General features: G+C 48.9%; 18 protein-coding genes. 13 read left to right on the plus strand and 5 right to left on the minus strand.

From position 1 onward, the window contains the following. The 4 genes from N5910_RS02850 to N5910_RS02865 form a co-directional block, all read right to left on the minus strand. On the minus strand, positions 1–465 hold the full coding sequence (locus tag N5910_RS02850) for an NUDIX hydrolase (RefSeq protein ID WP_191216407.1): 465 nt from the start codon (positions 463–465) through the stop codon (positions 1–3). An 86-nt stretch (positions 466–551) separates the two neighbouring features. Then, the gene (locus tag N5910_RS02855; RefSeq protein WP_191216408.1) at positions 552–1616 is read right to left on the minus strand and encodes a sensor histidine kinase; all 1065 of its coding nucleotides are present in this window, start codon (positions 1614–1616) and stop codon (positions 552–554) included. A gap of 101 nt (positions 1617–1717) precedes the next feature. Continuing rightward, a complete protein-coding gene (locus N5910_RS02860; protein WP_261599747.1) occupies positions 1718–1957 on the minus strand; it encodes a cobalamin B12-binding domain-containing protein in 240 nt (79 codons plus the stop codon). 10 nt (positions 1958–1967) lie between these two features. After that, positions 1968–2726, minus strand: coding sequence for a cobalamin B12-binding domain-containing protein (locus tag N5910_RS02865; RefSeq protein WP_261599748.1), 759 nt, complete (start codon positions 2724–2726; stop codon positions 1968–1970). A gap of 117 nt (positions 2727–2843) precedes the next feature. On the opposite strand from N5910_RS02865, the gene N5910_RS02870 reads away from it, so the two are divergent. The 4 genes from N5910_RS02870 (at position 2844) to N5910_RS02885 (ending at position 5590) form a co-directional block, all read left to right on the plus strand. Continuing rightward, positions 2844–3029 carry a hypothetical protein gene (locus tag N5910_RS02870; RefSeq protein ID WP_074359718.1) on the plus strand — a complete coding sequence of 62 codons (186 nt, stop codon included), beginning with the start codon at positions 2844–2846 and terminating at the stop codon, positions 3027–3029. Between the two features lie 86 nt (positions 3030–3115). Then, the gene (locus N5910_RS02875) at positions 3116–3997 is read left to right on the plus strand and encodes a CBS domain-containing protein (RefSeq protein ID WP_074358630.1); all 882 of its coding nucleotides are present in this window, start codon (positions 3116–3118) and stop codon (positions 3995–3997) included. 120 nt (positions 3998–4117) lie between these two features. Continuing rightward, positions 4118–5038, plus strand: coding sequence for a deoxyhypusine synthase (locus N5910_RS02880; RefSeq protein ID WP_074358631.1), 921 nt, complete (start codon positions 4118–4120; stop codon positions 5036–5038). Positions 5039–5083: 45 nt separating this feature from the next. After that, complete coding sequence (locus N5910_RS02885; protein ID WP_238337968.1) at positions 5084–5590, plus strand: hypothetical protein; 507 nt, start codon at positions 5084–5086, stop codon at positions 5588–5590. A 101-nt stretch (positions 5591–5691) separates the two neighbouring features. Here N5910_RS02885 and pyrF read toward each other — a convergent pair whose 3' ends face one another. After that, positions 5692–6342 carry an orotidine-5'-phosphate decarboxylase gene (gene pyrF, locus N5910_RS02890; RefSeq protein ID WP_261599749.1) on the minus strand — a complete coding sequence of 217 codons (651 nt, stop codon included), beginning with the start codon at positions 6340–6342 and terminating at the stop codon, positions 5692–5694. A 170-nt stretch (positions 6343–6512) separates the two neighbouring features. Here pyrF and cbiM point away from each other — a divergent pair, with 170 nt between their 5' ends. The 9 genes from cbiM (at position 6513) to N5910_RS02935 (ending at position 12671) form a co-directional block, all read left to right on the plus strand. Beyond that, complete coding sequence (gene cbiM, locus N5910_RS02895; RefSeq protein ID WP_261599750.1) at positions 6513–7187, plus strand: cobalt ECF transporter S component CbiM; 675 nt, start codon at positions 6513–6515, stop codon at positions 7185–7187. Positions 7188–7190: 3 nt separating this feature from the next. Beyond that, positions 7191–7475, plus strand: a complete 285-nt coding sequence (locus N5910_RS02900) for an energy-coupling factor ABC transporter substrate-binding protein (RefSeq protein WP_074358635.1) — start codon at positions 7191–7193, stop codon at positions 7473–7475. A 22-nt stretch (positions 7476–7497) separates the two neighbouring features. Then, entirely contained in the window at positions 7498–8265 is a 768-nt protein-coding gene (gene cbiQ / locus N5910_RS02905; protein WP_261599751.1) for a cobalt ECF transporter T component CbiQ, read from the plus strand. 84 nt (positions 8266–8349) lie between these two features. Next, positions 8350–9183: an ATP-binding cassette domain-containing protein gene (locus N5910_RS02910; RefSeq protein ID WP_074358637.1), complete on the plus strand. Its 834-nt coding sequence runs from the start codon at positions 8350–8352 to the stop codon at positions 9181–9183. A gap of 15 nt (positions 9184–9198) precedes the next feature. Then, positions 9199–9657 (plus strand): riboflavin synthase, encoded by a 459-nt coding sequence (ribC, locus tag N5910_RS02915; protein ID WP_261599872.1) that lies wholly within the window; start codon positions 9199–9201, stop codon positions 9655–9657. 24 nt (positions 9658–9681) lie between these two features. After that, complete coding sequence (locus N5910_RS02920) at positions 9682–10263, plus strand: flavodoxin family protein (protein ID WP_261599752.1); 582 nt, start codon at positions 9682–9684, stop codon at positions 10261–10263. Positions 10264–10283: 20 nt separating this feature from the next. Beyond that, on the plus strand, positions 10284–10982 hold the full coding sequence (locus N5910_RS02925; protein ID WP_074358639.1) for a glycosyltransferase family 2 protein: 699 nt from the start codon (positions 10284–10286) through the stop codon (positions 10980–10982). Further along, complete coding sequence (locus tag N5910_RS02930; RefSeq protein ID WP_074358640.1) at positions 10983–11312, plus strand: DUF2304 domain-containing protein; 330 nt, start codon at positions 10983–10985, stop codon at positions 11310–11312. Between the two features lie 219 nt (positions 11313–11531). Next, the gene (locus N5910_RS02935) at positions 11532–12671 is read left to right on the plus strand and encodes a glycosyltransferase family 4 protein (RefSeq protein WP_261599753.1); all 1140 of its coding nucleotides are present in this window, start codon (positions 11532–11534) and stop codon (positions 12669–12671) included. Positions 12672–12716 lie beyond the last annotated feature (45 nt).

A 12716-nucleotide genomic window follows, 5' to 3' on the forward strand; every position in this document is an offset into this window, starting at 1 on the left:
TCACCTCCTGAACCCCTTCATCAAACCAATAATTCTTTTAAGCCCTGAATCCTCTTCAACAGTTCCTTGATTCAGGTTCTTCTCCATAAAATCTTTGAGCCAGTCTGCCAGCTGATAACTGCCAATGTCCCCCGGCTCAACCCATGCAAAGCCCTCATGTTCATGGCTCAGTTCCACCTCTCCACCGGCACCGCACCTCATTATGATGTGTATAGCATTTATAACCGGGAACTTCTGCTCAGCAACACCCACAACCTGGTGGGGAGTAATTTCAAGGCCTGTCTCCTCCTTCACCTCCCTTTTAAGGGCCTCCTCAATGGATTCACCCGCACCCACCTTACCTCCAGGCAGTTCCCATGTTGAGGGGTTTGTCTTGGAGTTTGATGATCTTTTTATAAGGAGAATCCTCCCTTCACTGTCCTCAATCAATGCACGGACCGCGATTATATAAACGCTTCCAACCATGTTAACTGTTCCTTCAGGGTTATCTTCTAAAGATTATGATTTCATATTAATTTATTTTTCATGCGGCTCCTGAACGTGGAAGATACTCAACATTTCCAGTCCCTGAATTCAATGGAGAAGCAGGTCCCGTTATCAGATTTAACGTTTAAATTAGCGTTTAACTGTTCTGCGAGGCTCTTTATGATCCGCATCCCCATTGTCGATGAGGTCTCCCAGTCAAAACCTTCCGGCAGCCCAACACCATCATCCTTAAATTCAAGCCTGTAGGTTCCATTCATCCTCTTAAATGATACGCTCACCGTTCCCTCAGATTCACCTGGAAAAGCATGTTTCACAGCATTTGTGAATAGTTCATTCAATATAAGGACCAGCGGAACAACGGTGTTTATATCAAGTTCAGCATCATCTATATGAGTTTCAAGCTTAAGCTTCTTTTCATGAGTGAAGCTGTAATAGAGGTCCTTTAAAAGTCCCCGGAGGTACTCTCCGAATTCAACTCTCTTATGTTTTCCTGAACGGTAGAGTCTCTCATGGAGGAGGGCCATGGATCTGGCCTTTGCCTGGGCCTCCTTGAAGAGCATGAGATCATCAAGATCCTTCACATACCTTGACTGCAGGTTCAGGAGGCTTGATATGATCATGAGGTTGTTCTTGACCCTGTGATTTATTTCCCTCAGAAGCATTTCCTTTTCTTTAAGGGTCCTTTCAAGTTCAGTATTCTTCTTTAAGAGTTCTCTTCGTGCTGCTGAAAGCTCATTGTTCAGTCTTGTGAGTTCATTGAAAAGTTCAATATTGACATCTGCCTTTTTTGAGGGCGTTAAACCACCCCTCCACGGCGCATCAATCTCAACTGCACGGTATATCTTTATCATACCCTCCCTTTCAGGCGAACCAGCAACATAAATCCTTTCTCCGTCACTGAAACCGGAAAAATGATACATTTCAAGGTTTTTCAAGTTCATTTCCCAGTCATAGGCCGCTTTTTTATTTCTGATCTCATTTATAAATCTTGAGGCCTTTTCATGACATGCAGTGTCAAGTATATTAAGAAAAGAGCCCCTTTGCAGCGGAATATTTACCCCATAGTTTACAATTTTCTCAATGATGCCGCCATGGTCCATGATCAGGAAAAGTCCTTTAACATCTACCATAGATCTCACCTTTTTTTTAACCGGCGCATAGCATAACCAAGGGTTTAAGGGGTCTCGTGATTAGAGCACCCGTTTTAACCATTTTTTCTGAACCTGGAATCTCATCCGACTTCTAGGAACTCCTCAGCCACCTTCACTGCTCCTGATGCGTTAACTGCATGCATATCGGCACCAACCTTTTTCCAGAGGGAAGTGTCGATGTTGAAGGGATAGCCTCCTACCATTACAGCCGGTTCCGGATCAAGTTCCCTTACCTTATCTATTATTTCCTTCACATGGCCTATGTTGAATGTCATTGTTGCGGAAATTGCCAGGACTTCAGGTTCTGTTTCACTTACCATCCCCGTTATGTCAGGGGGGCGTGTTTGATCCAAGATAAACAGAGTCCCAGCCATTCATCTCAAAGAAGTCACTAACCATCCTTATTCCAATTTCATGAAGCTCATTGTTTACACAGGTGGCAAGAAGCTTCAGGTCTTTCCTCTCGGAAGCCCTGTAGATATATGGGTAGAGTTCTGACATGATCATCTGTGTCACAGATGTACAGTAGTGTTCATGGGCAACCGAGATATGATTTATCTGCCAGAGCCTTCCGATCTCATGCTGTACCGGTTCAAAAACATAGCGGTAGATGTCATGGACCTTCACACCGGAATCAAGGGATGAAAGTATGAGCTCTCTGGCTTTCCCCGCCTCTGTGCTGAGGACAAGTTCAAGGTACTTCTCTGCAAGTTCCTTCAGGGGCTGCTCGGTAATGCAACTCTCTGACAAGCGCTCCATTTCAAGGATTTTAAGGGATTCTTCAATATATTCCGATGCGGGTTCTGCGGATTCAGGATCAAGGGCCAGTATTGCATTCCTGATGCTCTGCAGGGAGCCTTTCAGGCATTCTTCTGGGAGTCCAAGGTTTGATAGAAGTATATCAGCCCAGAGCACATAGTCATTGAAGAGTGCGGGACTTGAATTTTTAACGGCCTCGTCAAGATACTGGAGATGGTACCTTATGTCCTGCATGCAGATTTCTTTATCCTCCTCCCTGGCCAGACCTTTTTCCTTAAGGTCACTGTAGACCATTGATGCTATACTTTCCTGTTTTTTCCTGATAGACACCTGCATTCCCCCAATTTATCGTGCCCCGGATTTTTAGATTATCAGCCAACAGTACACCCCCAATATATATTAGGATGGAATGTAAATAAAATGGTTATCTTTCTTAAGAGGATCATTATGAAGTCAATGGAAGGATACAGAATAATATCAACGACCAGTGAATGTCCGGAATGTGTTTATCGATGTGAGGCTGTTCTTGAGGATACCATGGAGGTTAAGATGTACTGCAGGCATCCAAGGGGTCCGGGAAACCCTTCTCACTGCATATACTTCAGGAGGGACAAAAAACTTGATGAAGATTAACAGATTATCAGAATCAGGTGTCTATGATAAAAAAACATATTAATAATAAATTATAATTATTATTCATAATAGATTCAGGTGTTAGAATGCTTACCTCTGTTCAGAAGGAGATACTCCAGACACTCATCAACCTCTACAGGAACTCAGGCGGAAAGTCCATAAAGGGGGAGGAGATAGCCGCGATAATGAACCGCAACCCAGGGACAATAAGAAATCAGATGCAGTCCCTGCGCAGCCTTGGACTGGTAAAGGGGGTTCCAGGGCCCAGGGGCGGATACAAACCCACCATAAAGGCCTACCATCACCTCAACATCTCATCTACAGGCAGGGAAACAGCCGTACCGATATACAGGGGTGGTGAGAGGATAGATGATCTTTCTGTGGCAAAGATAGAGTTCACCAGCATACCTGATCCCGGTGAATGCGAGGCCGCCATAAAACTGGTGGGGAGCATAAGAAAACTTGATCTCGGTGACAGGGTAAGGATAGGCCCCACACCAGTCAACAAACTCGTTGTTGACGGCGTCGTGGTTGGAAGGGATGACATGGACAACATAATACTCCTTGACACCACCGCAATAAGGAGCATACCCAAAAGGACAGTCAAGGAAGTTGCAACAGAGGACCTTATAACCCTTGACCCTGACATGACGGTAAAGGAGGCCGCAGCAAAACTCTCATCCCTTGGAATAGAGGGGGCGCCGATAGTTGAGGAAGGCCGGGTTATGGGTATAGTCACCCTCAGTGATATAACATCATCCATAGCAGAGGATAAAGAGGAACTGAAGGTATCCGAGATAATGTCAAAGAACATTATAACCGTGGAACCCGAGATGATGATATCCGATGCAATAGAGGTCATGAACAAGCATAAAATCGGCCGCCTTATTGTCACTGATAAGGAGGGGAGACCTGCAGGAATCATAACACGCACAGACATCCTGGATAGTATTGCAGGACTTGACTGATTTTTCAGGGATCTGATACAAGGTTTATAAACCCTAAAACCATATCCTATGACGGGGCTGATGATAGTTCAAGCCCCATGAATTCTGCTTATTCCATCATATAATTGAGGAGTGTTTATTTTGAAGGTTAATCACATGAAGATTACACCAGAAATGAAGATAACTGACCTTATAGCGGAGATGGGCCGTTCAGGTGTCCTGGGCGCTGGCAGGGTCTACAGGGCAACCCGGCTGCTTGAGAGGATGATCCTTGACGATGAAATGGCCATATTCATGAGCGTCGCAGGACCCCTTGTCCCTGGAGGTATGAGGAGCATCATAAGGGACATGATAGATCAGGGCATAATCAGCGCCCTCATCACAAGCGGGGCCAACATAACTCATGACCTCCTGGAGGCCTTCGGGGGTGCACACTACAGGGGCCGCGGTTTTGATGATGAAAGGCTCCATGAAGAGGGAATAGGACGTATAGGTGATGTATATACAAGGTCAGAGGACTTTGAAGTCTTTGAATCAAATATACAGGAAATATTCTCATGTATATTCAGCTCAAAGCCCCACCTCTCCATCCAGGAACTGCTACATGAAATCGGGGGTTACATATCCGATGATGAATCGATAATAGCAACAGCCCATCAGAGGGGGGTCCCTGTCTATGCCCCGGGACTCATTGACAGCATGCTGGGACTTCAGCTCTGGATGTACACCCAGGATAACAGGGTGTGCCTTGACGCTGTCAGGGACATGCACAGCCTCTCAGACCTTGTCTTCAGCTCAGAGAGGATAGGTGCGGTTATACTTGGCGGGGGCCTCCCAAAGCACTACACCCTGGCATCCACCATCCTGAGGGGCGGTGTTGATGCCGCGGTCCAGATAACCATGGACCGGAGTGAAACAGGAAGCCTCAGCGGGGCCCCCCTTGAGGAGGCAAAGTCATGGGCAAAGGCCAGGGCAGGATCAAACCTTGTAACCGTGATAGGTGATGCAACGGCACTCTTCCCTCTGATACTTACAGGGGCCCTCTCCCGTGCAGAATTATGATGTGATTGTATGTACTGGATCCTCTATCCTGTTTCAGGATTTCTGATGAAAACCGCTGATGACTCAGAGGATGTTTCAGGGAAGCGACTCCAGGGCCTAATGGCAGGGGGCCTCTGCGGTCTTTCAGTGGGGGTCCTGGCACTCAATGACCCTGACGCAGCCTCCCTGTTCCTCGGGATATTCATGGGAACTCTTCTCTCACTCAAGATAGACTGTCCGAGCCACATCCTCGCGGCGATGGTCTTCATCTCGGTTATTGTAGCTGGCGGTCTTCCAGGTCTCTGGCTTCCAGGGTTTGCCGTGTGCACGGCAGCAGCATACATCGATGAATATGGAAACGACAACCCTAGAATCTACAGCAGGGGATCCTTTTTCAGAATATTCTTTGGATACAGATTTTCACTTAAAATTGCGGTAGCCATCCTTGCTCTTCTATCCCTGGGCGGGATGGCTGCGGGCACGGGCTTCAGACCCGAAACATTTATATTCTTCCTGCTCTTTGAGGCAGCCTATGAACTTGCAGGCAGGATCAGCATCCATAAAGGGTCTTAGGTTCCTTTAACAGGTACTTTTGAAGCTGCAGATAAAGGCATTCTGTCATTATGGGCGGTCCCTTCATGAAGGAAAAGGTCAGGTTGGGAAATGGGGGATGTTCAACCCTTTATTGATTTTATTATCCCTTTAACAGCGGCTTCAGGGTTATCTGCAAGGTAAATTGATCTTCCAACGATTATGGCATCTGCGAATTCAAGTGTTTCTGCCGGGTCACCGCCCTGGGCACCCACACCAGGAGATATCAGGAAGGAGTCATCACCTATTATCTCCCTCAGCCTTGAAAGACGTTTTATCCTTGTTGAGGGTCCCACGAAGTTTCTGACGCCCAGATCAACCCCCATCCTTGCAATATCATCCGCGGCACCCTGTATGAACATCTCGGCGCCTGGATGGGACATCTCGGTAAGGAGGAAGATATCCCCTCCCATTTCATCCGCAACCTGCATGCAGGATGTCACGCTGTCAGGTCCCGTGAATCCATGGACTATGATTGCATCGGCCCCTGCCCTGAATGTTGCAGCGCATATCTTCTCATTGGTCTCTGGAATATCCGCAACCTTAAAATCAGCTATTATCCTGCAGTCAAAGTTCTCCCTGAAGGCACCCATTACATCCGGACCCTCTGACAGGACAAGGGGGTAGCCGATCTTGATGGTGTTGATGTAACCTGAAACATCCTCGGCGACCCTCAGTGCTTCATCAAGGTCCATAAGGTCCATTGCCAGTATAATCCTGTTTTTAACATCCATGATGTGAATTATTGGATGTCCCCTCTATTAAGTGTTTTAACTACTCTGGGAGTTCCTTCTTTCAGGGACACCGGCTCTCAAGAAACCTTTAATTAACATCAGAATTAATAGAAAATATTATATACTGAGATATTAAATTTTACTTTAACAGGATTCAAGAAGGTGATAAATTGCATATCATGGAAGGATTTCTACCATGGCAGTGGTGCCTCTTCTGGTATCTTATCTCAGCACCGGTTATAATCTACGGTATCATGAGGATAATCAGGATTTCGGATGAGAATCCAGAGACAAAACCACTCCTTGCAGTGAGCGGTGCATTCATGTTTGTACTATCATCCCTTAAACTACCATCGGTAACAGGGAGCTGCTCACACCCCACGGGTAACGGTCTCGGGGCGGTGCTCTTTGGACCCGCAGTCACATCTGTAATGGCACTCATCGTACTTATATTCCAGGCTGTTCTCCTTGCCCACGGCGGACTCACAACCCTGGGGGCAAACGTCTTCTCAATGGGTATCGTCGGCCCAGTGTTTGCATGGGGCATCTACAGGCTGGCAGGTAAGGGCCTTTCATCCTCGGTTGCTGTTTTCCTCGCAGCGTTCCTCGGGGACATCATGACCTACGTCACAACCTCGGTTCAGCTGGCCATGGCATTCCCGATCCCTGGCTTCTCAGAGGCCCTGATGAAGTTCATGGTGATATTCGCCTACACACAGCTCCCCCTGGCAGTTGCAGAGGGACTCCTGACGGTTGTCATATTCGAGAACATACTTAAGCTCAAACCCGACATCATGGAGAAACTCCAGTTAATAGGGAAACCATCACCAGGACAGGAGGCCTGAAAAATGGAGAAGAGACACTTAGTGATGATCCTTGCTGTTGTTATAATAAGCGTACTCCCCCTCATAATCTACAGCGGCCTTGGCGAGGAGGAGGGCTACTTTGGAGGTGCGGATGACAGTGCAGGTGACGCCATAGCCGAAACAGGCTATGAACCATGGTTTGAACCTATATGGGAACCTCCAAGCGGTGAGATAGAGAGTCTCCTCTTCGCTGTCCAGGCAGCCATCGGAGCACTCATAATAGGGTACGTTTTCGGATACTACAGGGGGCGCGGAGCCTCCGAATAAAACATTTTATGGGGACATGCACATGAACGTCTCTGTGGATTACTATGCACATACCAACGGACTCAGAAACACCAGCCCAGCCTTTAAAATGGCCCTGGCCCTCATCACCATGATAATATCCCTGGCATCACCCACTCCGCTGATCCCATTTACTGTCGCAGTCCTCATGACCCTCATCATCCTCCTACTTGCAGACATCCCTCCAGCTTACTACCTGAAATTCGCAGCAGTCCCGGCAGGCTTCGGACTGCTCACACTGATACTCATGGCTTTATTCTTCGGTGTTAACCCCGTCTGGAGCCTGATGGGTATTAAAGTCTACAGTGATGGTCTGAACACAGGTTTACTGGTATTCTCACGGATAATGGGGGGTTTCACCTGCCTCGCATTCCTTGCCCTCACAACACCCCTCAATGAGATCTTCCAGGAACTTGAAAGACTAAGGGTCCCCAGGGCATTCACCGAGATAGCCCTCCTCATGTACAGGTCAGTATTCATATTCCTTGAGGAGGCGTCTGTAATGTACCATGCCCAGGACACCAGACTCGGATACAGCGGCATCAGGAACTCCTACAGGTCCCTTGGGCTGCTTGCAGGGAACCTCTTTATAAGGTCATGGCTCCGTGGCGAGGCACTCTACAGGTCCATGGAGTCAAGGTGCTACCAGGGAAACCTCCCTTCCATGGGGAAACAGACATCCACAAGTCCAGGGGAACTGGCCCTTCTTCTACTCTTCGACGGACTCCTGGTTCTTGGCGTAATCTTAACCTCAAGGTTAACCATCTTCTGAACTTTTTCTTCTGATGCACCATGGTGCTGCACACTTAAATTAGAGTAACTCAATAGTTAATCCAACAATGATGACGGTGTGAACATGAGGATTATCGAGGCAGTGGACATCACATACACCTATCCGGATGGCACAGAGGCCCTCAGGGGAATAAACTTCCATGCAGAGAAGGGGGAAATGATAGCCCTCCTTGGCCCCAACGGCGCCGGTAAATCAACACTTTTCCTTCACTTCAACGGGATACTGAGACCAACCTCCGGTAAGGTGGTGGTGGATGGTGAGGAGATCGACTACAGCAAATCAGGACTTTCAAGGGTCCGTCAGAAGGTGGGGATAGTATTCCAGAACCCTGATGACCAGTTATTCGCACCAAGGGTTGCTGAAGACGTTGCCTTCGGACCCCTGAACATGGGGCTCCCTGAGGATGAGGTGGAAAGAAGGGTCAGGGAATCCCTTGAGAGGGTTGGTATGGCCGGATATGAGGACCGGCCCCCACACCACCTCAGCGGCGGTGAGAAGAAGAGGGTTGCAATAGCCTGCATACTTGCAATGGAACCTGAGATAATGGTCCTTGATGAGCCAACCTCCGGCCTTGACCCCCGGGGGGCATCACAGATACTGAGACTTCTCCATGAACTCAACGATGCAGGGATGACCATAATAATATCAACCCATGACGTTGACATGACACCATTGTATGCTGACAGGGTGTATGTAATAAGTAATGGTGAGATAATCAGTGAGGGCACACCCCACAGTGTCTTCTCGGACATAGAGACGGTAAGGGGCGCGGACCTCCGCCTCCCACGGATAGCACACCTCATTGAGATACTCCAGAAGGAGGACGACATCCAGTTCGGTGACTATCCCCTCACGATCGGTGAGGCCCGGAGGAAGCTCCGTGAAAGGTTGAGGTAGAGAGGTGATACCATGATAAGGGTGGGTATATGTGACACCACATTCGCAAGGTACGATATGGGTGGCGCTGCAATCGATGAACTTAAGAAGCACACGACAGGTATAAAGATAATAAGGAGGACCGTCCCCGGGATAAAGGACCTTCCTGTTGCATGCAAGAAACTGATAGAGGAGGAGGGGTGTGAGATTGTAATGGCCCTGGGGATGCCGGGACCGGAAGAGAAGGACAAGATATGCGCCCATGAAGCATCAACAGGCCTTATACAGGCACAGCTCATGACAAACAGACATATACTTGAGGTCTTTGTACATGAAGATGAGGAGGAGGACCCCGAGGAGCTCAAGGCCCTTGCAGATAACAGGGCAAGGGAGCATGCCCGGAACCTCATCATGATGCTGTTCAAACCTGAGAAGATGACCAGACAGGCGGGTATGGGTATGCGTGAGGGCAAACCGGACGTGGGTCCACTCTGATATCAGCTTATGGAGGTAATGAATATGGTTAAGGTTGTAGGGATCTGTGGAAGCCCGAGGAAAAACGGTAACACCGAGATACTTCTAAGGGAGGCACTAAGGGCTGCAGAAGACTGTGGTGCTGAAACTGAACTTATAAGGCTTGCGGGACTTGATATAAACCCGTGCAGGGCATGTGATTCATGCAAGAAGGCCGGTGAATGCGCCATTGACGATGACCTCAATGATGTGATTGAAAGGGCTGCATCTGCAGACGGTATAATCATAGGAAGCCCTGTATACTTCGGTTCGGTTACTGCCCAGACAAAGATGTTCATGGACCGCACAAGACCCCTCAGGAGTGGCTTCAGGCTCTCAGACAAGGTTGGAGGGGCGGTCACCGTCGGGGGTTCAAGGAACGGTGGACAGGAGACAGCATGCAACGACATCCACAACTTCTTCCTGATCCACGAGGCGGTTGTGGTGGGTGATACCGCCCCAACCGCACACTACGGCGGAACAGGTGTCGGCGGAGCCAGGGGAGACACGGAGAAGGACGCCCAGGGCCTTGAAACAGCAGGTAATCTTGGAAGAAAGGTGGCATCAGTTGCAATGAAGATGAAATGAACTTACTTCAAGGGAATTCCATGGATGATGATGTGGCCAGGAAGGTAATGGTTGTTGTACCCGCATACAATGAGGAGGAGACGGTTGAAGGTGTTGTCGGATCCCTCCTTGAAAGGGGCTACAGGGTCCTTGTGGTTGATGATGGCTCAAGGGACTCAACACCTGAGATACTGGGGCGGATATCCTCCAGAAGCAGGGAGGTGTCGGTCTACACTCACATTATAAATGTGGGGCTTGGAGCAGCCCTCAGGACCGGTATAAAGGCGGCTCTCCTTGAGGGGGCCGACTACATCGTAACATTTGATGCCGATGGACAGCACGACCCCGACGACATCAGTGGTGTTCTGGAGCCGCTTCTTGATGGCAGAGCAGACGTTGTTATAGGCAGCAGGGACTTCAGTGAGATGCCGGTATCAAGGAGGATGGGTAACGCCATCATGAACATCCTCACCCTCATCTTCTATGGCTGCAGGGTCTCGGATTCACAGTCAGGGCTGAGGGCATTCACCAGGAAGGCAGCATCCCTCCTTGATATAAGAAATGTGGGTTACGGTGTCTCCTCTGAGATAATCGGTGAAATAGGCAGGAAGAACCTTAAAATGTTAGAGGTGAACATAAAAACGATATACACGCCTGAAACCATAGCCAAGGGTACTAACACATCTGTGGGGATCCGGATACTCCTTAAGCTCGTCCTGGATCTCTTCAGGAGGATTTAAATGATATATCAGGTTATTGGAATAGTTGTAGGGATAGCTGGCATAATAATATCACTTATAAGGTTCAGGGAGGCCAGGACATCACCTGGGGGCCTTCTGCTCTGGCTGATCCTCTGGTTCTCAATGATATTCTTCTCCCTGAACCCTGCATCATCGACGAAGATAGCCAATCTCCTTGGAATTGGAAGGGGACTCGACTTCCTCCTCATAGCAGGTATACTTGGAGCATACTACCTTCTATTCAGAATTTACCTTATGATAGAGGCCCTGAGGCAGGAGATAACTGAACTGGTCCATGAGATAGCTCTGAGGGATAAGAGAGATGATTGAATGTTTACAGATTGGAGGCACACTGGAATCCTGTCCTTCAGACGGAGCCGGCTCCCCCTTGAAGTGGATGGATAAGGGTTCTGTGGATACGGATACATACTTGATTAGTTCAGATGATGATGGATTCCATCAAGACAGGGAGCATACTTGATCCTCTCCAGAGTGTAAATGGGAATATTCCATCAAGATACAAGAACTCCATCTATTCAGGTGGTTTGGATGAGGATATGCATTGTAACAGAGTACTTTCCAGGTGGCGAGGACCTTGATATCAGGGGAGGGGCCGAGGCATGCGCCTACAATGAGGCCAGGATGCTATCCGAGAAACATGAGGTCACGGTCCTGACATCAAGAACACCTGAAAACCCCGGGGACTACACAGCAGGGAACATGCAGGTAATGGTGTGCGGACCCGAAAGGAGATACGTCCAGGCGGGCTCCATCACAGGGAGGCTCAGATTCATGGCTTCAGCCCTGAGGAGGGGTCTTAAACTGGACCCTGACGTGGTTATAGGCTACAACTTCATAACCCACCCCGTCGCATGGTGGATAGCAGAGAGGAGGAATGCCGCCGCGGTTGCACGCTACCATGACGTCTGGCTCGGTGAATGGATAAAGAACATTGGATTATCCGGGATCCTGGGTGAGGTACTTGAAAGGTACACCCTCACAAGAAGATTTGACAGGATAATCACGGTGTCAGGGTACACGGCAGGGAAGGTCCTTGAAAGGTACCCCTGGCAGAGGGTGTCAACTGTCCACAACATGGTGGACTTCAGGGCCCCGAAGGTTGAAAGGACACCCGGCCCCTCGGTCTCCTGCGTCTCCAGGCTTGTGGAGTATAAGAGGATACAGGACCTTATAAGGGCGGTTGCAGATCTCAGGGATGAATTCCCAGATATAAGGTGCAGGATAATCGGTACAGGACCCCTTGAGGAGAGCCTCAGGAAACTTGCACTCCAGGAGGGTGCGGATGAGAACGTGGAGTTCCTGGGATTTGTTGAGAGACACGAGGATGTCCTGAGGGTTGTTGCAGAGTCATGGGTCTTCTGCCTTCCGAGCGTTGTTGAGGGATTCGGGATAGTGGTTGTTGAGGCCATGGGCTGCGGCACACCCTTCCTTGCTGCAGAGATACCCCCCGTGGTGGAGGCAAGTCAGGGAAGGGGAGGCCTCTTTTTCAAGCCCTCTGACTGGAGGGACCTCAGGGATAAACTCAAACTCCTGCTCTCAGACAGTAAGCTCCGCTCAAGACTCAGCTCAGAGGGGGCTGAGGTTTTCAGTGGATACAGTGCAGACGCCATAGGAGAAAAACTTGAGGAAATCCTCATGGAGGTCACCCACCATAAAGGGAATGAATAGGTGCAGTGCCCCGTTCATGATGAATGTTTGCTTGAGTGGATGAGG

This window comes from Methanothermobacter wolfeii, assembly GCF_025397995.1.
Taxonomy (GTDB): Archaea; Methanobacteriota; Methanobacteria; order Methanobacteriales; family Methanothermobacteraceae; genus Methanothermobacter; species Methanothermobacter wolfei.

Coding starts and splice junctions, on each gene's coding strand:
- N5910_RS02850 (WP_191216407.1), bottom strand. CDS start 465: ATGGTTGGAAGCGTTTATATAATCGCGGTCCGTGCATTGATTGAGGAC.
- N5910_RS02855 (WP_191216408.1), bottom strand. CDS start 1,616: ATGGTAGATGTTAAAGGACTTTTCCTGATCATGGACCATGGCGGCATC.
- N5910_RS02860 (WP_261599747.1), bottom strand. CDS start 1,957: ATGGTAAGTGAAACAGAACCTGAAGTCCTGGCAATTTCCGCAACAATG.
- N5910_RS02870 (WP_074359718.1), top strand. CDS start 2,844: ATGAAGTCAATGGAAGGATACAGAATAATATCAACGACCAGTGAATGT.
- N5910_RS02875 (WP_074358630.1), top strand. CDS start 3,116: ATGCTTACCTCTGTTCAGAAGGAGATACTCCAGACACTCATCAACCTC.
- N5910_RS02885 (WP_238337968.1), top strand. CDS start 5,084: ATGAAAACCGCTGATGACTCAGAGGATGTTTCAGGGAAGCGACTCCAG.
- pyrF (WP_261599749.1), bottom strand. CDS start 6,342: ATGGATGTTAAAAACAGGATTATACTGGCAATGGACCTTATGGACCTT.
- N5910_RS02900 (WP_074358635.1), top strand. CDS start 7,191: ATGGAGAAGAGACACTTAGTGATGATCCTTGCTGTTGTTATAATAAGC.
- cbiQ (WP_261599751.1), top strand. CDS start 7,498: ATGAACGTCTCTGTGGATTACTATGCACATACCAACGGACTCAGAAAC.
- N5910_RS02910 (WP_074358637.1), top strand. CDS start 8,350: ATGAGGATTATCGAGGCAGTGGACATCACATACACCTATCCGGATGGC.
- N5910_RS02920 (WP_261599752.1), top strand. CDS start 9,682: ATGGTTAAGGTTGTAGGGATCTGTGGAAGCCCGAGGAAAAACGGTAAC.
- N5910_RS02925 (WP_074358639.1), top strand. CDS start 10,284: ATGGATGATGATGTGGCCAGGAAGGTAATGGTTGTTGTACCCGCATAC.
- N5910_RS02930 (WP_074358640.1), top strand. CDS start 10,983: ATGATATATCAGGTTATTGGAATAGTTGTAGGGATAGCTGGCATAATA.
- N5910_RS02935 (WP_261599753.1), top strand. CDS start 11,532: ATGAGGATATGCATTGTAACAGAGTACTTTCCAGGTGGCGAGGACCTT.